At 47.1% G+C, this 21,811-nt stretch carries 15 protein-coding genes; 10 read left to right on the top strand and 5 right to left on the bottom strand.

The genetic code is table 11. The annotated features are described in order from the left end of the window. Positions 1-90: 90 nt before the first annotated feature. Together AAHN97_RS16845 and AAHN97_RS16840 are read left to right on the top strand one after the other, a co-directional pair. Positions 91-1,122: a sugar phosphate isomerase/epimerase family protein gene (locus tag AAHN97_RS16845; RefSeq protein WP_343303224.1), complete on the top strand. Its 1,032-nt coding sequence runs from the start codon at positions 91-93 to the stop codon at positions 1,120-1,122. Between the two features lie 11 nt (positions 1,123-1,133). After that, the gene (locus tag AAHN97_RS16840) at positions 1,134-1,472 is read left to right on the top strand and encodes a hypothetical protein (RefSeq protein ID WP_343303223.1); all 339 of its coding nucleotides are present in this window, start codon (positions 1,134-1,136) and stop codon (positions 1,470-1,472) included. Between the two features lie 48 nt (positions 1,473-1,520). Here the strand turns inward: AAHN97_RS16840 and AAHN97_RS16835 are convergent, their stop codons facing one another. Together AAHN97_RS16835 and AAHN97_RS16830 are read right to left on the bottom strand one after the other, a co-directional pair. Beyond that, complete coding sequence (locus tag AAHN97_RS16835) at positions 1,521-2,303, bottom strand: FecR family protein (protein ID WP_343303222.1); 783 nt, start codon at positions 2,301-2,303, stop codon at positions 1,521-1,523. 115 nt (positions 2,304-2,418) lie between these two features. Continuing rightward, the gene (locus AAHN97_RS16830; protein WP_343303221.1) at positions 2,419-2,985 is read right to left on the bottom strand and encodes an RNA polymerase sigma factor; all 567 of its coding nucleotides are present in this window, start codon (positions 2,983-2,985) and stop codon (positions 2,419-2,421) included. 163 nt (positions 2,986-3,148) lie between these two features. On the opposite strand from AAHN97_RS16830, the gene AAHN97_RS16825 reads away from it, so the two are divergent. From AAHN97_RS16825 to AAHN97_RS16810, 4 genes are all read left to right on the top strand, one after another. Next, positions 3,149-4,168, top strand: coding sequence for a FecR family protein (locus tag AAHN97_RS16825; RefSeq protein WP_343303220.1), 1,020 nt, complete (start codon positions 3,149-3,151; stop codon positions 4,166-4,168). A 236-nt stretch (positions 4,169-4,404) separates the two neighbouring features. Then, a complete protein-coding gene (locus AAHN97_RS16820; protein ID WP_343303219.1) occupies positions 4,405-7,794 on the top strand; it encodes a SusC/RagA family TonB-linked outer membrane protein in 3,390 nt (1,129 codons plus the stop codon). Between the two features lie 21 nt (positions 7,795-7,815). Then, on the top strand, positions 7,816-9,633 hold the full coding sequence (locus tag AAHN97_RS16815) for a RagB/SusD family nutrient uptake outer membrane protein (protein WP_343303218.1): 1,818 nt from the start codon (positions 7,816-7,818) through the stop codon (positions 9,631-9,633). Positions 9,634-9,758: 125 nt separating this feature from the next. Continuing rightward, positions 9,759-10,937, top strand: a complete 1,179-nt coding sequence (locus AAHN97_RS16810) for a proline dehydrogenase family protein (protein ID WP_343303217.1) — start codon at positions 9,759-9,761, stop codon at positions 10,935-10,937. Positions 10,938-10,991: 54 nt separating this feature from the next. On the opposite strand, the gene AAHN97_RS16805 is transcribed toward AAHN97_RS16810, so the two are convergent. Further along, entirely contained in the window at positions 10,992-12,290 is a 1,299-nt protein-coding gene (locus AAHN97_RS16805) for a RagB/SusD family nutrient uptake outer membrane protein (protein WP_343303216.1), read from the bottom strand. 28 nt (positions 12,291-12,318) lie between these two features. Then, positions 12,319-15,285, bottom strand: a complete 2,967-nt coding sequence (locus tag AAHN97_RS16800) for a SusC/RagA family TonB-linked outer membrane protein (protein WP_343303215.1) — start codon at positions 15,283-15,285, stop codon at positions 12,319-12,321. Between the two features lie 586 nt (positions 15,286-15,871). Between AAHN97_RS16800 and AAHN97_RS16795 the strand changes: the two genes are divergently transcribed. Together AAHN97_RS16795 and folA are read left to right on the top strand one after the other, a co-directional pair. Beyond that, a complete protein-coding gene (locus AAHN97_RS16795) occupies positions 15,872-16,666 on the top strand; it encodes a thymidylate synthase (protein ID WP_343303214.1) in 795 nt (264 codons plus the stop codon). Continuing rightward, positions 16,663-17,184, top strand: a complete 522-nt coding sequence (gene folA / locus AAHN97_RS16790) for a type 3 dihydrofolate reductase (protein WP_343303213.1) — start codon at positions 16,663-16,665, stop codon at positions 17,182-17,184. Before AAHN97_RS16795 ends, folA begins: the two co-directional genes overlap by 4 nt. 147 nt (positions 17,185-17,331) lie before the next feature. Here the strand turns inward: folA and dnaG are convergent, their stop codons facing one another. After that, positions 17,332-19,347 carry a DNA primase gene (gene dnaG / locus AAHN97_RS16785; protein WP_343303212.1) on the bottom strand — a complete coding sequence of 672 codons (2,016 nt, stop codon included), beginning with the start codon at positions 19,345-19,347 and terminating at the stop codon, positions 17,332-17,334. A gap of 115 nt (positions 19,348-19,462) precedes the next feature. On the opposite strand from dnaG, the gene AAHN97_RS16780 reads away from it, so the two are divergent. Both AAHN97_RS16780 and AAHN97_RS16775 read left to right on the top strand, forming a co-directional pair. Continuing rightward, a complete protein-coding gene (locus tag AAHN97_RS16780; protein ID WP_343303211.1) occupies positions 19,463-20,635 on the top strand; it encodes an acetyl-CoA C-acyltransferase in 1,173 nt (390 codons plus the stop codon). An 89-nt stretch (positions 20,636-20,724) separates the two neighbouring features. After that, the gene (locus tag AAHN97_RS16775) at positions 20,725-21,708 is read left to right on the top strand and encodes a pyruvate dehydrogenase complex E1 component subunit beta (RefSeq protein WP_343303210.1); all 984 of its coding nucleotides are present in this window, start codon (positions 20,725-20,727) and stop codon (positions 21,706-21,708) included. The last annotated feature ends 103 nt before the right edge of the window (positions 21,709-21,811 follow it).

Below are 21,811 nucleotides of genomic sequence, written 5' to 3'. Positions count from 1 at the left end.
CAGTACTTTGTTATATGCTTCCACGTTTTAAGCGTTAAGCGTTTATTCATCACTGTTATGATTTCATTACCTAATCCAAACTATTGATCCATGTCATCATCCACGAACCGCAGACATTTTTTACGGCAGCTGGGACTCTTTACCGCTGGCGCAACTTTAGGACCCGCTTTTCTCACAGCCTGTAACAGCGCAGGCCCCAGATCCGGTACAGATTCTTCTGCCAGGGAAGACAGTGCAGCCGGCCCCGGCGCTGCAAGAGACCTGTTCTTCAAGATCTCTCTCGCAGAATGGTCTTACCACAACGCCATCTTCAGTGGTAAAATGACCAACCTGGACTTTGCCGCAAAAGCAAAGAACGATTTTGGCATTACCGGTATTGAATACGTGAACCAGTTCTTTAAAGACAAAGCAAAAGATAAAACCTACCTCGCTGATCTCAAACAACGCGCAGATGATAATGGCGTACGCAGCGTACTCATTATGTGCGATGGAGAAGGTGAGCTGGGAGACAGTGATGAAAAGCTTCGCAAACAGGCAGTAGAGAATCATTACAAATGGGTGGAAGCAGCACAGTTCCTGGGTTGCCATTCTATTCGTGTGAATGCAGCCGGTGCAGGCAAAGCGGAAGAAGTGGCCAAACATGCCGCGGATGGTTTGGGTAAGCTCGCCGCTTTCGCCAAAGACTTTAACATCGGCGTGATCGTAGAGAACCATGGCAGCTACTCCTCCAACGGTCTCTGGCTGAGTGATGTAATGAAATCCGTGAACAACCCTAACCTCGGTACATTGCCGGACTTCGGGAACTTCTGCATCAAACGCAGCATACCAACGGATGCCAGTCCTGAAGCATGGGCTAAAACCACCTGCCTCGAAGAATACGATCGTTATAAGGGTGTACAGGAACTGATGCCTTTCGCAAAAGGTGTAAGTGCCAAATCCCACGATTTTGATGCAGAAGGCAATTGCATAGAAACAGATTACAATAAAATGCTGAAGATCGTAAAAGACGCCGGTTATACCGGGTACATCGGAATCGAATATGAAGGCCATAAAGATTCAGAAGACGAAGGTATCCGCAAAACACTGGCACTGCTGAAAAAAGCAGGTGCCTTACTCAGCTAAATGTTACCCATATGGAAACAAAACCGGAAGGAATGACCACACTGACCCGTGTACTGGAAGTACTCGCAGAACGTGGCTACGATAATGAATTCAAATTCATGGAAGACGGACGGCTGGAATACGTTAACAACGGCCAGTTGTATGACCAGGAAGGCCTGAAGATCATCCGCACCTACCGTTTTGAAGGAGATTCCAATCCTTCTGACTCCGCGGTGCTGTACCTCCTGGAAAATCAATATGGCCTCATTGGCTATATTATTAATGCATACGGCATGTACAGCGATTTTGAAGGAGATGGTTTTGATAATTTCATACGAAAACTACCCGTGGAAGAACGGGAGTTTGAATAAATTAAAAAGCCGCCTTGCAATAAGGCGGCTTTTTTTATAAGGTTAAGATTAAAATTTGATCACCACTTTTTCCCGCGTAATGCGGTAACTGAAGCCCACACTATCTCCCAGCGCCTTCAGCATATCCTGTAAAGAATCACTGTGGAACACACCAGAAATGCCCTGTGGCGGTGTATCCCTGCCTTGCAGCACCATTTCTACCCCAAACCAGTCCTCTATCTTTTTGAACACGGTATGCACCGGCGTGTTATTGAACACCAGTTTACCTTCCAGGCAATCCTGCTGTTCAGCCAGCGGAAAGGTTTCCTTTTCCATCAGGTCTATATCCTTGTTAGCCAGGATCATTTCCCCGCCCAGCAGATTCTCCGGTTGATTATCTGTAGTGGAATGATAAGACTTGGTTACCAATGCCGCACCGCTTAATAAGTAAAAGGTGGCGCCGGACTGCTTTTCCAGGGAACGCATCCGGAAGGTGCCTTCAGCGGAAACAGCTTTCAGTTTATCTGTAGTGAGCACAAATGCTTCATTGCCTTCGTTATGTACGCGGAAGAACGCTTCTCCGTCCAGGATCACCTGACGCCCTGCTGCAGGATAACCGGCAGGAACATAAAGACTTGAACGTGAGTTGAGTAGTACCGTGGTACTATCTGCCAGCGTGATCGTTTTCCTTTCACCATATGGGCATTGATAAACGGTATACTGCTTGCCTGCCTCTAAGATGGAAGAACTGGTATGATGGCGGCTGGCGGCGTAATACAGCACACCGGATGCTATGAGCATAACCATGATCAACGCCAGGGCAACAGGTTGCCAGTTGCGTCGTTTTTTCATATACAGTGGAAGCCTCGGCCGCCGGAATTGCTTATTCGCTGCATTCATTAATGTGGAGTAAAGGATTTTGGTGTAACTGTCCGTCCAGCTTACAATATAGTAAAAATCGGGAAATCTATATCTTTACTCTCCTGGATACCTCCATTTCAAGGGTAAAACTAACCGCCTTGGTAAGTTTGCGTAATGCTATAGCTAATTGGTTCTCTACGGTTTTGGCAGAAAGGTCTAAGATGGCCGCTACTTCTTTATAACGCAGGCCATATTGTTTGGTGAGGATAAATACTTCTCTGCATTTAGGAGGAAGGGCCCTGATCGCTTCTTCCATCCTGCCCATCATTTCATTTGTGATCAGTAATTGCTCCGGGTCCGGTGTAAAATGGATCTCTTCCTCACGTAAGGCTACATTCCGGTTGGAGGATTGTTTGCGCATATGATCTACCACGCGGTTGCGGGCTGCTACAAAAAGATATACCTGCGGATTACGTACATTGGTCAGTTCCCGGCGCTTTTGCCAGCATTGAACAAATACATCGTGCGTGATCTCTTCAGCCAACTCCCGCTCCTTTGTTAAAGAACAGGTGAAACGGAATAGCGTCACAAAAAAATGATCATAGAATTGCCGGAAAGCAAGTTGGTCATTTTCTCCAGTCATTTTACTGAATAAGGCTGCAGTGTCTATCATACCGGCTGCAATTTATCATACATACATTACGCTAAAGTTAACAAATTCTAAACAGCAAAAAAATAATCCAAAAGCTTTGGGGGATTTTTAGTGAAGGACTCGTCCTTCAGGTGTAAAAGGAATTATTTTAATGAACGAGATGCACGAAAAAATTTATACGTTAATGTCCAGGAAGGTGTCGGGAGAGGCTACGGTGGCTGAATTAAAGGAACTGGACGATTTGTTGGCAACTAACCCGGAGCTGCAATATGCTTTTAATATCGTAGAAGAATTATCCCCCCTGCCCCAAATGAAAGCAGCACCAGATGCGGATGAGCTGGCGCGCAAACAAAAAGGGCTGGACAGGCTGCAAGCTGTGCTGGACGAGGAAAACACCCGGCCGGTAAGGAAAATGAACACGGGTATGTATAAATGGCTGGCAGCAGCCAGTGTAATACTGGTTGCCGGCCTTTCACTGGTTTTTTATGTAAACAGAAGGCCCGCGGAACAACTGGTACAAACCAGCCACGGGGATACAGGGAGGGAAATAGTACTGCCGGATGGTACACAGGTGATCCTGAATGCAGGCAGCCGCCTGCAATATGATTCCGCCGCATTATCAGCAGGGGAGAGGATCGTAACCTTATATGGAGAAGGATTCTTTAAAGTAAAGGCGGATGAAAACCATCCCTTTATGATCAAAACAGGTAAAGTGGATGTGCGGGTATTAGGTACCGTTTTCAACCTGAAAGCCTATCCGGAAGATAACCGCGTAGAAACTTACCTGCTCAGCGGAAAAGTAGAGGTAGCCTACAAAAATAAAGACAAAGAAACGCGCACACAGCTGAAACCACGGGAACGTTTTGTGATCAACCTGCCCGCTGAAGAAGCCACCGCCCAAAAACAACCGGTTGCAAGGCTGATGAAACCCAAAGAAAATGAAATGCCGGAAGATGCCATCGCAGAACCAGGCTGGATGCAAAACCGCCTGGAGTTTGAGAACGTAACATTTGAGCAGCTCAGCAATGAACTGGAAAGATGGTATAACGTTCGGATAGAGATTAAAAATGAAAAGCTGAAAGAAGAGGTGTTCTCCGGAGCATTTAATAATAAACCACTGCCGGAAGTATTAGAGGCATTGCAATACACGCTGCAGTTCAAATATAAGATCAACAAGGATGCAAACCTGGTAGAGCTCTGGTAACATTATTCAACTGGTAAAAAAAACGCCTATGTAAAGAATTACACACCATTACGGAAGGCCATAAAAAAGGGAAGTGCGCTAACACCTCCCTGATGTTGATGGTCAAAAAACTTCGCCGCCTGTCTCGCAAACATGGGATGGCTCATTTATTCAACCGACAATTCAAAAATATGAAAAAAAATCGTTCGTGCATTTTACCCATACCTGACGAGTTAATTAATAAAATATTACTGCGTATGAAAATGATTTCCTTCCTGCTGCTGGCTGCAATCATGCAGGTAAGCGCAAATGGATATTCGCAGGAAAGGTTGAGTCTGGATTACAGTAACATCAACATCAAAAAACTGCTGAACGTGGTCAGCAAAAAGAGTGATTATACCTTTTTGTACAGGAACGTTACCATTCCGGATAAGAACATCTCTATCCGCGTAAAGGACGCGCACGTGCTGAAAGTGCTGGAAGAAACACTGGCAGGTACCTCCCTCTCTTTTAAAGTGCTGTCCGGTAAACTGGTGGTAATTATGCCGGCAGGCGAAACCGTGGAAGAGCGTACAGTGAAAGGGCGCGTAACGGATCATGAAGGCCAGGCCCTTCCGGGCGTTACCGTAATGGTTAAAGGCTCTCAGAAAGGAACACAAACAAATTCAAACGGTGAATACAGCCTGGATGTTCCGGAAAATGCCGTACTGGTTTTCTCCTACATCGGCCATGAAACACAGGAAGTGTTGCTGAAAGCAGGACAGAACGATTTTAATATTGCACTGAAAGCCGGCGCCAGCGGACTTACAGAAGTAGTGGTAGTAGGATATGGTGCACAAAAAAGAATTAATCTCAGCGGTGCGGTAGATATGATCTCCGGCAAAGCTTTGGAGAACAGGCCCATTACTAATTTAGCGAATGGTTTGCAAGGATTATTACCCAACCTGAATATAACTGCCAGCAGTGGGCGCATTTCTTCGCAACCTTCTTTTAATATCCGTGGCCTTACTTCTTTAACAGGAGGAGTACCTTTCATTCTGGTGGATAATATACCCTCTACCGCTGAAGAACTTTCCCGCCTCAATCCAAGTGATGTAGAGAGTGTTACCGTTTTGAAAGATGCTGCTTCTGCTGCTATCTATGGCGCCAGGGCTGCATTCGGGGTAATATTGATCACTACAAAATCCGGTGTCTCCAAAAAGTTAGCTATTTCCGTAAATACTAATTATGCTTTACGCACATTGGGTAAAGTGCCCGAAGTGGAACTGGATCCATATATTGTAATGGATTACAAACACAGGGCTGCTACGCCGCTATACAATCTCTATCCGGATGCTGTGCGCGAGTATGCGAAGAAACGTTCTGCAGATCCTTCTCTTCCTGCAGTGATCGTTGATCCTAACAACCCTAATGCCTACGCATATTATGGCAACACTAACTGGCTGGATGAAACGTATAACAAAACCGCACCTTCTTCCAACACCAGCTTTTCTATATCCAAAAAAGATGATAAGCTCGCTTTCTATTTATCCGGTGAATATTATCGTTATGATGGACAATTGAAGTATGGCAATGATAAGTATAATCGTTACAGCCTTCGCGCAAAAGCTACCTATGATCTGAGCGACAGGTTAAAGGTGGGTGCCAATACGGTATTCTCCAGCAGCGATTATAACACGCCGGTGTTTATTGACGGAGACTTCTTTCATAACGTGAACCGTACGCCTTCTCTCTCTGTTATCCGCAACCCGGATGGTTCATGGACGCAGGATGGTGCTAATCTGTTTGGCCGCCTGCAGGATGGCGGACGTTCCAAGAATTATCTGAATGAATTTACGGCTACTTTAAATGGGGAGTATGCTATCGTAAAAGATATATGGAGCATCAAAGGAGATGCTACTTTCCGCCGTTCTAATAATACAGTGAATGCATACGATATTTCCATTCCTTATAACAATGGCCCCAACCAGCCTTTGAAATATACAGGTGCAAATCCTTCTTATGCACGTAATGGCGCTGACGCAGTACGGTACAATGTTTTCAACGTGTATACAGACTTCCATAAAACCTTTGCTAAAAAACATTTTGTACAGGCACTGGCAGGGTTTAACCAGGAGTACCGGTATACCAATTCTTTTTCCACTACCCGTCAGGGACTGATCAGTACTTCACTGCCAAATCCGCAACTGGCTACCGGTACCATTACACAATCTGCCGGTATTATAGATTGGGCCGTGCGTGGTTTGTTCTACCGCCTGAATTATATCTATAATGATAAGTACATCCTTGAGCTGAATGGCCGTTATGACGGTACTTCCCGTTTCCCTAAGGAAGACCGCTGGGGCTTCTTCCCATCTGCTTCTGCTGCATGGGTGTTAAGTAATGAAACATTCTTCAAACCTATTGCACAGGCTGTAAAAATGGACCTGTTGAAATTCCGCGCATCCTATGGTTCATTGGGTAACCAGGTGATCTGGATCGGTAACAGGGAAGTATATTATCCTTACATCCCTACTATGAGTTCCGGCCAGATAGGCCAGATCCTGGATGGTGCAAGACCAGTAGCAGTAGGCCAGCCAGGCGCCGTTTCAGCCTCACTCAGCTGGGAGAAAGTATCTACTATAAACTATGGCGTTAACCTCGTGTTCCTGAATAACCGCTTAAGCATTGACGGGGACCTCTATACCCGTCATACAAAAGACATGCTGGTAAAAGGCAAAACATTACCGAATGTATTCGGTGCTGCAGAGCCACAGCAGAATGCAGCCGATCTTAAAACGAAAGGTTGGGAACTCAGCCTCCGCTGGAGCGATAAATTCAATGTGGGTGGCTCGCCATTCACTTATTCCGCACGTTTCATCCTGGCAGACAGCCGCGCTTATATTACCAAATACGATAACCCTGCCCGCCTGCTCAGCGATTATTATGTAGGCCAGCAGATCGGAGAAATATGGGGATTAACAAACGAAGGATTCTTCCAGAATGAAGATGAACTGAAGAACCATGCTGATCAGACAAGCGTGGGTTCTGATGACCAGGGATATAAATTCTATGTGGGAGATCTGAAGTTCAGAGACCTGAATGGTGATAAAAAAGTGAACTACGGGAAGAATACCGTGGATGATCCGGGAGATCGCAGGATCATAGGCAATAATACTAACCGTTTACCTTATAGTATTGACCTGAGCGGAGACTGGAAAGGGTTTGACCTTCGTGTATTCTTCCAGGGCATTGGTAAAAGAGATTGGTATCCCAATGCCGGCAATCACTATTTCTGGGGCGTGTTTGCACAACCCTGGACGAATGTGCAGAAGTTCAACCTGGACAGCTGGAGCCCGGAAAATCCGAATGCTTATTTCCCACGCGTAAAATCTTACATCGCAGAAGATGCATCAGAGTTAGGTGCGGCACAAACAGCTTATCTGCAGAATGCAGCATACATCCGTCTGAAGAATATTACTGTTGGTTACACTTTGCCCCGCTCACTCACCCAAAGAGCGCGTATTGAAAGAGTACGTTTCTATTTCAGTGCAGAGAATATTTTCACTAAAACCAAATTGAAAGGAAACCTTGATCCGGAAGGATTGAATGGTAGTGTGTATCCATTCCAGAAAACGTACTCCGGTGGTCTGAATCTGAATTTTTAATCGGGAAAGAAAAACAACATTATGAAAAAGATCAAGTTCTCTCTATATATCGGATTGCTCGCAGCAGCAACAGTTTCCTGTAAGAAAGATTTCCTGGACAGGTTCCCGCAAACAGAGGTCACCAAAGAAGTGTTCTTCAATAATCCGCAGGACCTGGAAACCTATAGCAATGGCTTTTACAACATGGTGCAGGCCGGCTGGGATGATATCAACTCAGATAACATCAGCAGTTACAGCGGTAGTGGCGAAGTGGATGTACTGGTTCGCGGTTCGATAGATCAAACGAATGTATCCGGCTGGGGTGGATGGGATAAAACTACCTGGGGCAATCTCCGGAAGATAAATTTCATGCTGGACAATGTGGGCAAAACACAGGGAGATCCTGTTGCTATCAAACATTACATTGGTATTGCCCGTTTCTTCAGAGCGCAGTTCTATATGGATAAAATGGCCCGCTATTCTGATGTACCATGGTATAATACCGCATTGGCCACTACAGATGAAACCATATATAAAGCAAGGGATCCCCGTGCATTGATCGCAGATTCCATTCTGAACGATCTTACCTATGCGGTAGAGAATATTAAACCGGATGAAGGCAACCGCACAAGGGTTAGCAGATGGTCTGCTTTGGCCCTGATGGTACGCTTTGGATTATCAGAAGGCACCTGGCGGAAATATCACGCGGAACTGAACCTCGGCAGCGATTATAAACGTTTCCTGGAAAAAGCTGTTTGGGCTGCAGAACAGGTAATGGCCAGCGGACGGTTTGTAGTGCATAATACCGGAAAGGGAGGAGAAGATTACCGTGCACTTTTTTCCAGCCTTACACTGAATGGCAATAAAGAAATGATCCAGTGGGTAGACTATCAGCAGGCCCTGGGCATAGGAAACAACACCCACGTAACTTTGGGGTGGACCTGGTCTCTCAGCCACAGCCTTGCGCTTACCTACCTCATGAAAGACGGTACACCTTTCACCGCGCAACCCGGATATGCTACCAGGAACTTTGTGGACATTTTCACAAACCGCGATCCGCGCATGGCTGAAACCATTGCTGGCCCCGGTTTTTCTCCTAACCTGGATGGCAAACCATATATCGCTAAACCCAACCTGGGAGGTTATGACCAGCTGAAGTTTTACCCACGCAATCCATCACAGCGCCAGGGCTGGGATTTAAACTATTCCGGCCTGCCTGCATTCCGTTATGCGGAAGTATTACTTTCCTATGCAGAAGCAAAAGCAGAACTGGAAACTATCACACAGGCAGACCTGGATAAAACCATCAACCTGCTCCGTACCCGTGTACTGATGCCTGCTATGAATATGGCCGCTGCCAACGCACAACCGGATAATGAACTGGCCCTCCAGTTCCCGGATGTAACCGGCAGCAACAAAGGCCTGATCCTGGAGATCAGAAGGGAACGCAGGGTGGAAATGGCCTGCGAAGGACGCCGTTTTGCAGACCTGATGCGCTGGAAGGCCGGTAAACGTTTACAAGACCAGCAGGGTGGTATGTACGTACCCGCATTGGGCGCATTGGATATCACCGGAGATGGTAACCCGGATATCGCCATCCTCGCATCCCCTAATGATGAATCACCCATTGCCGGTTTACCGGAAGATGTGAAGAAAGCCCTTTCCAAATTCTACCTGAAAGATGCCAGTGGAAAGGATAATAACTTCTACCTGAAGAACGGTACATCCGGCAACATCCTGTTCATCCGCGACAGGGACCAGCCGCGCAATTTTGTAGAGCCTAAATATTACTACCGTCCCATCCCGCAGGACCAGATCATTCTGAATAAGAACCTGAAGCAGATCTTCGGTTGGGAATAAAAAAACCACAAAGATACCGGCCCATGGCGCCGGTATCTTTGTTTATAGGGAGGTATGTCAGAAAACTATCATGAGTTAGAGGGCTTTTTTGTTAGAGTAATCTCATCCCCTTAACTTTGCCCGCCATGGAAAAGCAGCTATCATTATCATTCGAGAATACGGCCATTGCCTTTGAGCACATGTCTGACGGTGCATTGAAAAGAGCAAATTTCCTGTTCAGCAATATTGGTAAACCCTGGCTGGTAAAGCTGGGCGCTATTGCCACACCCATTGCTTTCAAGTTGCGGTTGCCTGTTAAAGGCATTATCAAAAGCACCATCTTTAACCAGTTCTGCGGTGGGGAAACACTGGATGAAGCCGTACGGGCAGCAGAAGAACTGGGAAAATTCGGTGTGGGCGTAGTGCTGGACTACAGCGTAGAAGCGGTGGAAGGAGAGGAGAATTACGATAATGCCGTTCCGGAGTTCCTAAGAGCCATCCAGTATGCAACCGGTAAAAAGCATATTCCATTTATAGCCATCAAGGTAACAGGTTTTGCCCGTTTCGGCCTGCTGGAAAAGATCCATGCAGGAGAAACACTCACTGCAGAAGAGCAGGCAGAGTTCAAAAGGGTGCACGATCGTATCCATACCATCTCAGCCGCTGCGGCCAAAGGAAAAGTAGGTTTGCTGATAGACGCGGAAGAATCCTGGGTACAGCAACCGGTAGATGATCTCGCAGATGAAATGATGGGCCTCTTCAATAAAGAACAGGTGATCGTTTACAATACCTTTCAACTCTACCGTCACGACAGATTGGAATTCCTGCAGGCCTCTTTCGAAAAAGCCAAAGCAGCAGGTTATCTGCTGGGTGCCAAACTGGTACGTGGTGCTTATATGGAAAAAGAGCGCAAACGTGCGGAAGAAGAATCTTACGCTTCACCCATTCAGCCCAATAAAGAATCGGCAGACCAGGATTATGATACGGCCATCCGTTTCTGCCTGGACCGCCTGAATGACCTGGGTTTGTTTATAGGAACACACAACGAAGACAGCTGTATGCTGGCCGCAGAACTCCTGCATGAAAAAGGCATTCCGCATGATCATCCGAGGGTAAGTTTTTCCCAGTTGTATGGCATGAGCGATAACATCACTTTTAACCTGGCGCATGCCGGTTACCGTGTTTCCAAATACCTGCCTTATGGCCCCGTGAAAGATGTAGTGCCTTACCTGATCCGCCGTGCACAGGAGAATACTTCTATCGCCGGAGCGATGGGCCGGGAGTTAGGATTGATCCGTTCGGAAATGAAACGAAGAAAAATATAAACGCATTGAAAAAGCCGCCCCCATTACAGGAGCGGCTTTTTACTTATACAACCTCTAATTCGCCTCTGCCAGTGGTATTGGGTATTTGTCCCACACTTTATCTCCCGGCCTCGTATTCGGTAATTCCGCCAACCTGTTATACCGGCGCATATCTACCCATCTGTGCCCTTCTGCAAAAAGAGAGAACCTTCTTTGCCGCAGCATTTCTGTGATCAACGCTGCCTGCGTAACAGCACCTACATAAACCGGCAGGTTATGGCCGGTGCGGATCCTGTTGAGCGCTACAATAGCATCCGGTATGGCAGACGTCTGGATCTTGGCTTCTGCATAAATGAGAACGAGTTCTTCATTCCTGATAATAGGGAAGAAGTCTGTATTGCTTTTAATAATCCATACGTCCCGGTCGGAAGTAAGATTATCTAATGTAATGGGTGCTGCACGCAGTGTGGCTTTTGCGAGACGGTCATCTCCTGCCGTGATGTCTGCTGCATAAGAAGGATGCGCCAATCTTTTTTCGCCCGGATTATTCTGGGGAAGGAAGAGGGGATTCAGTAAGTCACCGCTTGATCCGGAGAATTCATGTGAAATGCCTCTTGTGAAGGAGCCGTTTAAGTCGAAGAAAGATTCATTCAGCGCGGTTAACGCGGCGGGCCACTGTGCCCGGTAAACGGCCACCCTTGCCGCCAGGGCGCGATTGAACTGGATTAAACCTGCGGGTGTTTTGAATCCCGTATAACCGGAAGACAGGGGGAAGCTGATAGCGCTGCCGGTGAGATCAGCTTTTGCTTCATCCAGTAAAGCAGCAATATCTGTCAAAGCAGCCTGGTCAGGTTTGAATGGCCCCAGCTTTTCAGGGTCTTTTACATCTGTTCGGATACCGTTGCTGTAGGTCATGTTCAGGTTCATCAGCAATTGGTAAGCTATAATGGTTTTGGCATAACCAATATATCCTTTCTTTTCTTCCGCAGTGAGTACCGCAGAATTGGTAGCGGCATCAATGAGGATATAACCCTGCCGCACTACGCGGTACCGGGAGGTCCATGGGTTGGTGGTGTAAAAGGTATTGTTATTCAGTTCGCCGGTACCCATCATTTCTGTTGTCCAGCGCGGTTCAGATCCTGAAAAGCGGTACATCTCACGGCCCAGGATGCCTGTGCCGTCATAATAAGTAGCAATACTCAACCGTGTGCCGGATTCCAGGCCCACCACCAGTGTGGCGAGTTGTTCTTTTGTAGCTTTCCTGACCAGGTCACCCACAACAGGAGTGTTCAGGTTGGGGATCTCTCCCTTCTGGCAGGCCAGCGGCCCCAACAGGGCGATGCATATAATGAGCAGTTTGATACGATGTTTCATGGTTCAATGATTTAATGTTACACGTTGATCAGAAGGTTACAGACAAATGCAGTGATGCACGTTTGGAAGCCGGGTAAGGTGTTACTTCCACACCGGTGGAAACACCTGTACTGCCACGGGTTGTAGCGGTAGAAATGGTGTTACTGCCAAAGTTGGAAGACTCCGGATCATAACTCTTGTAGTCTGTAATCGTGAACCAGTTATTGGCAGAAGCACCAATGTTCACTGCCCGGATGTACCTGTTCTCGCGGATAGGGATGTTGTAATACAAACCTACCTCACGGAGCCGTACATACGAGGAGTTCTGTACGCGGATACCGGCTTCGTTTTTACCGGCTGCAGCCATACGGTCCAGGCCATCTTTTATGCCATTGCCATTGGCATCCGCATCATAATCATGTGAGGTGCCGAAGATATCTGAAAGGTATTCAGTGAGGTTAATGTTCTCACCACCTTGTTTCCAGTGGATCATGAAACGCAGGCTCAAATCACGGAACAGGGTAAGGTCGTTGAAGAAGCTCATCTGGAAGTCAGGCTCTGCATTTCCCAATACACCTACACCTTTACCAGTACCCAGTGTACCAATGATCTGTGTGGCAGATTTTCCCTGTTCAATGAAGAAGTTACCCAGCGTGTTACCAAATGCGCCCAGCGGGAAAGCAGGGATGGTAAGGCGGGTGATCTCTGAAGTGTTCTTCCAGAAGTTAACAGTGGAACTCCAGCGCACATTCTTCTTATTGATCGGTAAGGCATTGATACCTATTTCAACTCCCCTGTTCCGCAGGTCGCCTCCGTTCACCCATTGTTGGGCAAATCCGCTGGAAGGCTGCAGGTTCCTGCGTAACAACAGGTCAATGATCTTTTTGTTATAGTAAGTGGCTTCCAGGCTCAGGCGCCCGTTAAAGAAGCTCACATCCAATCCTGCTTCAAATTCTGTTTGCCTTTCCTGTTCAATGGTTTCATTACCCAATTGAACATCTACCAGCGATCCCGGCTGCTGACCTGTATTGCTGGCCGTTACTGCCAGGAAGCGTGAGCCATAGGGAGCTACGTTACCTGCCGCACCATATGCTGCCCGCAGTTTGAAACTGTTGACCGGCTGGATATTCCAGAAGGGCATCTTAGCAAGGTTCCATGATAAAGATGCTTTCGGCAGTACGAAGTATTTTTTGTAATCCCCGTTATTGGTAGAACGGTCGAAACGTACACCGGCAGAAGCCGTGATCGCATCCATGATCAGTATTTCCTCCTGTATGAAAATACCGTTATCGCGGTATTTCAAACGGAACTGTTGCAGGTTGGAATTGGAAGCCTGGTCCAGGTTACTTTGAGAAGGAATAAGATTGGTAGCAGTTGAAATGATATTATCCAGGTAGCTGGTTTCCAGCGTGGCACCCACGGAAGTGGTGAAGTTCAGATCAGGTGTTGCCATGAATTGATTCACGAGGATACCAGCCAGGTTGGTGTTCAGGTTATTGGTATTACCCTGTATGGAAGCGCCATCCAGCCCGCCTTTCATGAATTGAAGGGAACGTGGGAAAAGTGCTTCTGTTTTCAGGTTGAAGAAGTCTATACCACCCCGTACGATCAGTTTGGTATTGGTCTTGTCATTCTGATGCAGTACAGCTTTGATCTCACCACCTGTGATGAAGCGGTTGGTAGTTTCATTGTTCCGCATCTTATCTCTTGTTTCCAGCGGATTGGCAGCATTCGGGTTTACCGGGTAATTACCCTGTGCATCCGGATGTAATTCCAGGAACTGGGGAACGGTAGCGAGCGAAACACCATAGGTCACACTGTTATTATCGTTATTGGTTAAACCACGGTCTGCCGAGGTGTTCATGTAAGCGAACCGTAAACCTACGCTGATGCGGTCTGTGAGTTTATGGTCCACATTCAGGCGCAGCGCATTGTTGAGATAACCGGAGTTTTTGATAATACCTTCTTCTGATCTGCGGTTGGCGGAAAAATAGAAACCTGTTCTTTCATCCCCGCCACTCACACTCACGCCTGTATTCAGGATCAATCCTTTTTCTCCATACATCTCTTTTTCATAATCGTATAATTTGCCGGCATCGCGGGCTGCAATGAAATTGGCCCTGGCAGTAGCGCCACCAAGATCAAAAGCTGTTTGCTCTGTAAACTGCCTTACGCCCAGTAGTTTGCGGGCTACATTCACACCCACATCCTGCCGGAAACGTACCGTGGTCCTTCCCAAAGAAGAGCCTTTTTTAGTAGTGATCAGTATTACACCTGCCGCTGCTTTAGAGCCATAAATAGCAGCTGCAGAAGCACCTTTCAGGATCTCGATATTTTCAATATCGTCCGGGTTCAGGTCCGCAACACGACTGGAAGGGTTATCCTGGTTCTGCGGATTACCGGCGCTCGCAGCAGCAGTGATCAGGTTCAGACCTGCAGGCACGCTCACATTGCTGATGAACACGCCATCCACTACATACAGGGGTTGGGAGTTACCGAAGATGGAAGTAACCCCTCTCATTTTTACAGAGATACCGCCACCGGGCGCACCGGAGTTGGCAGTGATCAATGCGCCGGGGATCTTCCCGCTCAGCGCTGCATCGAAAGTTTGTGCAGGTGCCACACCATAGAGTTCTTTGGCAGAGATAGTAGCCACCGCATTTGCGAGGTTACTTCTCTTTACAGAAGTGGCGAGACCAGTGATCACTACCTCATCCAGGTTTGCATAGTCTTCCTGGAGGGTAACATTCACCGTAGCGCCGTTCACTACTACCTCGTGTGTTTTGTATCCGGTAAATGAAAAGGAAAGGGTGTTGCCGTTTGCTGCTTCCAGCGAATAACGGCCATTTACATCAGCAATGGTACCGCGATTGGATTGCAGTATCCGGATGGTTACTCCGGGAATACCATTTCCTGCCGCGTCAGTGACCCTTCCGGTCACCTTTTGCTGGGCGGCAGCAATGAGGGTGCTGCATAACATCATGAGCAGCAGCATCAAATGTTTGATTCGAAACATGTTCTGGCGATTTTAGAGGTTTAAGAATGATAAGGTTGATAAGAAAGAATTGGATAGGAAAGCAGGGCCATACAGGCCAGGCCCCTTAATGAAGTGCATTAAGTTGCATAGTGAAGCATTTTAGAGGTTGATAAATGGTTATAATGAGCAGGGTCAACTATCCGGTGCTGAATAGCTGCTGTAAATAATGACAGGTTTATGAACTAACTGAAAACAGGATATCTTTCTCCGGAAAGATCGGGTTCTTCCATACTAAACTGTGTGCTCCGTTTTGTTGTAACTGGGCCGGGTTAATTAATAAATCTGTGTTCCATTCATGCTGTTGAATTCGCTGACCTTACATAATAAATTTTGGCTGATGATAACCGGGTTCTGGACTTTTTTCTAAGCTGTTTTGATTTAGTTTTTCTGATTTAGTTTTGCGGTTTATGATTGCCTGCTTTAACACTGATATGGTCTCCTCAATTCATGCAGATTACTGAAATTTGCTGTAAAGTAGATTTGTTTCTTTTATCGATTTATTTTATATTATTACTTCGTGTAATCTGAACGCTTTGTTCAGCTAAAAAAAGTAATTTGCAGGGTCATGCAACAATACCTGAACTTATTACAAGATATCCTGGATAAAGGAAACGACAAAACTGACCGCACCGGCACCGGTACCCGTAGTTTATTTGGCTACCAGATGCGCTTTAACCTTCAGGAAGGTTTCCCGATGGTCACCACCAAAAAGCTGCACCTTAAATCTATCATATACGAACTGTTATGGTTCCTGAAAGGGGACACGAATGTGAAGTACCTGCAGGAGCATGGTGTGAAGATCTGGGATGAATGGGCAAATGCAGAAGGAGAGTTGGGGCCGGTATATGGCAAACAATGGCGCAGCTGGGAAGGCGCCAATGGCAAAACCTTCGACCAGATCACCGATGTAGTGAATCAGATAAAAAAGAACCCTGACTCCCGCCGCCTCATCGTAAATGCCTGGAACGTAGCAGACCTGCCGGATATGGCCCTCAGCCCCTGCCACTGCCTCTTTCAGTTTTATGTAGCGGACGGAAAGCTGAGCTGCCAGTTATACCAACGCAGCGCTGACGTATTCTTAGGAGTGCCTTTCAATATTGCCTCTTACGCATTGCTCACCATGATGCTGGCCCAGGTCTGCGACCTGCAGCCGGGAGATTTTGTTCACAGCTTCGGGGATGTACATCTTTACAATAACCATATGGAACAGGCCGCGCTGCAATTGACCCGCCAGCCCTATCCATTACCAACCATGAAGATCAACCCCGCAGTGAAGGACATCTATAGTTTTAACTATGAAGATTTCGAACTCGAAAACTACACCTTCCATCCACACATCAAAGCCCCGGTAGCAGTATGAGTTCTAACTCCAGTCAAAGTCCAAGTCCCATTATTTCAATTATAGTTGCTGCCTCAGAGAACAATGTGATCGGCATTCAAAACCGCTTACCCTGGAACCTCCCCGCAGACCTTCAATATTTCAAGAACACCACCTGGGCAATGCCCATCATCATGGGCCGCAAGACCTTTGAATCAATGGGCCAGCCCCTGAAAGGAAGACAGAACATTGTGATCACCCGCCAGAAGGATTACAGCCAACCGGGCATCACCGTAGTCACCTCCATAGATGAAGCCATCGCAGAAGCAGAGAAACAGGAAGTAAATGAGATCTTCATCACCGGAGGCACAGAAATTTTCCTTCAAGCCTTCCCAAAAGTAAACCGCATCTACATCACCCGCATACATGCACAGGTAGAAGGTGATGCATACTTCCCGGAAATAAATAAAGAGGAATGGGAACTAAAACGAAGTGAACCCCACGAGGCCGACGAAAAAAACACGCTGGCATATACCTTCGAAGTATGGGAAAGAAAATAATCTAATCTGCTAACTCTTCAGCCCTAAAAAACACCAGCGGAAATAAGCATAAAAAAAATTCGTCCGAAAACTGATCCCTATTGCCTCTGATAACCAATAGGCTAGTTTTTTCGGACGAATTTTTTTTATGCTTATTGGGAGCGGCGGTTATTTGAAGATCACCATCCCCAACTGCAACGTCAACTCCCGCTCAATCTGTTTAAGATGCTGATGCATCTCCACGCAAACCATCTGATCCGCAAGATCCTGCGCCCGCTCCATTTCCTGTTGATTCTCTATAATAAGTTTTTTGATCTTCCTGAGAATAAGGTATCCCGTTGTTGACCGCGTGTCTTTTAAGTAAGCATTATCCCCATACACCGTCTTTATCTCAAAACGATCCTTCCAGTTAGCACTGAGATCCGCCTCTTTGTCTTCGAGTATCTGCGCAACATTCTGCGCTATCTCCGCATCCTGGTGATAGAGGAACCATTTTTTATCCAGCGGAGAACCCTGGTCATATTGCGACTTATATTCACGGAGGATCTTCTTCACCACCTCACTATCTGCCAGTGATTCAAAATCATAAGGCAGGTGAAAGATGTAATCCGCCACCGTTTGTTTCCCTTCCAGGTTATCCGGGTTTTCTTCCTCCTCTTCACTGAGCGTGAGATAAGGTTTATCACCAAAGCGCAATAGTATTTTCACCAGCTCCCTTTCCTGCTTCTCATCTTTATTGAAAAGATTCTCAGCACCGGAAGAAGGCGCTTCATCCTGGAAGTGCTCGGGATATAGCTCAGCAAGGGAAGGCCCGTCACTATCCTGCTCCTGGTAAGATTGCTGTTTACTCTGCTGCGTAGCCTGCTTGGTAAGCCTGTCACGAATGTATTTGTTGACGAGGGTAACCATACCCTCTTCATCGATCTTTAATAACTGGCTGCACTGGCGAATGTAATCCTGCTGTTTGGTAAAATCCTCCACCTTATCAATGCGCGCGATCGTTTCCGCTATCTCATTTACAAGCTGGGATTTTTTGGTAGAATCGTTACCCGCTTCTTTTAAAGATACCTGCAGTTTGAAGAGGATAAAATCCTGTTTGTTTTCTGCAATGAATTGCCGGAAACCCTCAGCACCTACTTTACGCACATAGCTGTCCGGATCTTCTTTATCAGGAATGAGGGCCAGCTTTACGTTGAGGCCTTCTTCAATGGCCATGTCCAGCCCACGGAGTGCTGCCTTTACACCTGCATTATCACCATCATAGAGGATCGTGAGGTTGTTGGTGTATTTTTTTATCAGACGAAGCTGGTCCGTAGTAAGGGAAGTACCGCTGGATGCTACCACATTCTCAATGCCCGCCTGGTGAAGAGAAACAACGTCCGTATATCCTTCCACGAGGAAACATTCATCCAGCTTATCGATCGCATGCCGGGCGAAGTAAGTGCCATACAGCACTTTACTTTTTACATAGATATCGTTCTCCGGGGAGTTGATGTATTTAGGTGCGCGGTCTGATTTAACGAGGATGCGTGCGCCGAAGCCGAGTACTTTCCCGCTTTGGTTGTGAATGGGGAAGATCACACGGCCGCGATAGTTATCAGCCAGTTGTTCATTCCGCATGGCCACGAGCCCTGTTTTCTGGAGGTACTCTGCATTGTAGCCTTTACCAAGCGCTGCCTTCACAAAAGCATCGCGCTGATTAAGGCAGTAACCCAGCTGGAACTTACGCACGGTTTCTTCCGAAAACCCCCTTTCTTCAAAATAACTGAGCCCCACATTCTGCCCTTCTTCCGTTTCAAACATCGTTTTCACGAAATAGTCACGGGCAAAGTTGTTGATGATGAAGAGACTGTCCGCCAGTTGCTGCTGGAGTTTTACTTCCGGACTTACTTCTTTTTCTTCTATCTCTACATTGTACTTCTGGGCCAGCCAGCGCAATGCTTCCACATAGGAGTACTTTTCGTGCTCCATGAGGAAGTTGATGGAATTCCCGCTTTTCCCGCAACCGAAACATTTAAAGATCTCCTTACTCCCGGAAACGGTGAAGGAGGGACTTTTTTCATTGTGAAAAGGACAGAGGCCAAGGTAATTGGCGCCGCGTTTCTTCAGCTTCACGAAGGAGCCAACGATTTCCACGATGTCTATCCGGTTGAGGATCTGTTGTATAGTATTCTGAGAGATCAAACTTTTCTATAATTGGCTAACTGCAAACTTACCTGAAAAAATCTGGTTTTGGCACCGGTTCCACAATTCCTTAAATTTGGAGATTGTCCAAACGATTCACCAAAACAACAAAAGAATGAAAGAGGTATTTATTGTATCCGTAGCCAGAACGCCGATAGGCAGTTTCAACGGGGCTTTGGCAGGAGTGCCTGCCACTACATTGGGTGCTACGGTGATAAAGGCAGCATTGGAAAGAGCAAAAGTGGCACCGGAACAGGTGCAGGAAGTATATATGGGAAATGTGATCAGTGCAAATACAGGGCAGGCACCTGCCAACCAGGCCAGCCTGTATGCCGGCCTTCCCAATACCGTTCCCTGTACCACCGTGAACAAAGTATGTGCCTCCGGTATGAAAGCCGTTATGCTGGGCGCGCAAAGTATTATGCTGGGAGATAATGACGTAGTGGTAGCAGGCGGCATGGAAAGTATGAGCAATATTCCCTACTATCTCGATAAAGCGCGTAACGGGTACCGTTTAGGGCATGGAGCCGTGATTGATGGTATATTGAGGGATGGGCTCTGGGATCCTTATAAAGACTTCCACATGGGCAATGCCGCGGAAATTTGCGCGGCGGAGTATAAGATCACCCGCGAAGACCAGGATGCCTATGCTATCCAGAGCTATAAAAGAGCGGCGGCGGCAACAGAGAAAGGATACTTTAAGAACGAAATAGTACCCGTAGAAATTTCCGGCAAACAAACCACCACCGTTACGGAGGATGAGGATGTTAAAAAAGTGAATTTCGACAAGATCCCCACCCTGAAACCAACTTTCCAGAAAGACGGTACGGTAACAGCCGCTAACGCCTCCAATATCAACGATGGAGCCGCAGCGGTAGTGTTAGTGAGCGGAGAAAAGCTGAAAGAACTGGGCCTCAAACCTTTGGCGCGGATCGTAAGCTTCGCGGATGCTTCCCAGGCCCCCGAATGGTTCACCACTACGCCCGTTAAAGCGATCAATAAAGCCCTCGCCAAAGCAGGACTGACCATCGCGGACATGGACTTTTCCGAGATCAACGAAGCATTTTCCTGTGTAGCCCTCGCCAACGAGCGGGACCTGGGTATTAAGCCTGAAACATTGAACGTTTGGGGTGGCGCCGTGGCTTTAGGGCATCCTATCGGCTGCAGCGGAGCAAGGATATTGATCACCTTAACTTCCATTTTGCAGCAGGAAAATGGCCGCTATGGCGTAGCGGGCATCTGTAACGGAGGGGGCGGCGCCAGTGCGGTAGTAATAGAGAAAATGTAAATGCTTTGCTTTTTGGCAAACAAACGATATTTTTGCCCTGCCTTTTTACAAAAAGGTGTGTAATGTTCTCATAATATTTAAAGAATCAAATGCGTCAGATAGCCTTCAGACAAGCCTTAAGAGAAGCCCTCCAGGAAGAAATGCGCCGCGATGAGCGGGTATTCCTGATGGGTGAGGAAGTGGCAGAATACAACGGAGCTTATAAAGTTAGCCAGGGAATGCTGGATGAGTTTGGACCACGTAGGGTGATCGACACGCCTATTGCCGAGCTTGGTTTTACAGCTATTGGTGTTGGTGCCGCTCAGAACGGCCTTCGCCCTGTGTTGGAATTCATGACCTGGAACTTTGCCGTACTGGCACTGGACCAGATCCTCAATACCGCCTCCAAAATGCTCGCTATGAGCGGTGGCCAGGTGGGTTGTCCTATCGTTTTCCGCGGACCTAACGGTTCTGCCGGTCAGCTGGGTGCCCAGCACTCCACAGCCTTTGAAAGCTATTATGCAAACATTCCCGGCCTTAAAGTAATATCCGTATCCAATCCATACGATGCAAAAGGTCTCCTCAAAGCCGCTATCCGCGACGAGGACCCGGTTGTTTTCATGGAAAGTGAGCAGATGTACGGCGAGATGGGCGATGTTCCTGAAGAGGAATACATCATCCCTATCGGTAAAGCAGATATCAAACGCGCTGGTAAAGATGTTACCATCGTTTCCTTCAATAAAATGATGAAAGTAGCGCTTGGCGCTGCGGAAGAACTGGCTAAAGAAGGCATTGAAGCGGAGGTGATCGACCTTCGTACCATCCGCCCGCTGGACTGGTTCACCATCCTGGAATCTGTTAAGAAAACCAACCGCCTGGTGATCGTGGAAGAGCAATGGCCATTCGCCAGCATCTCTTCTGAGATCTCTTACCGTATCCAGAAAGAAGGATTTGACTACCTGGATGCTCCTATCCGCAGGATCACTGCCGTAGATGCTCCTATGCACTATGCACCTAACCTGGTGAAACTGTACCTCCCCGATGTGGAAAGAACAGTGAAACTGGTGAAGGAAGTGATGTACATGAAGAAATAACTGGTTTATACCATAGTAAAGGGCGTACCGATTGCCGGTACGCCCTTTTTTTATGCCTGCCCAAAAGCAGGATAAGCCTTCCTTTAGTTATAGATAAGCCGTA

Source organism: Chitinophaga niabensis (genome assembly GCF_039545795.1).
GTDB lineage: Bacteria > Bacteroidota > Bacteroidia > Chitinophagales > Chitinophagaceae > Chitinophaga > Chitinophaga niabensis_B.
Note: the sequence above shows the minus strand (reverse complement) of the source record. Positions and strands in the feature narration are given on the sequence as shown.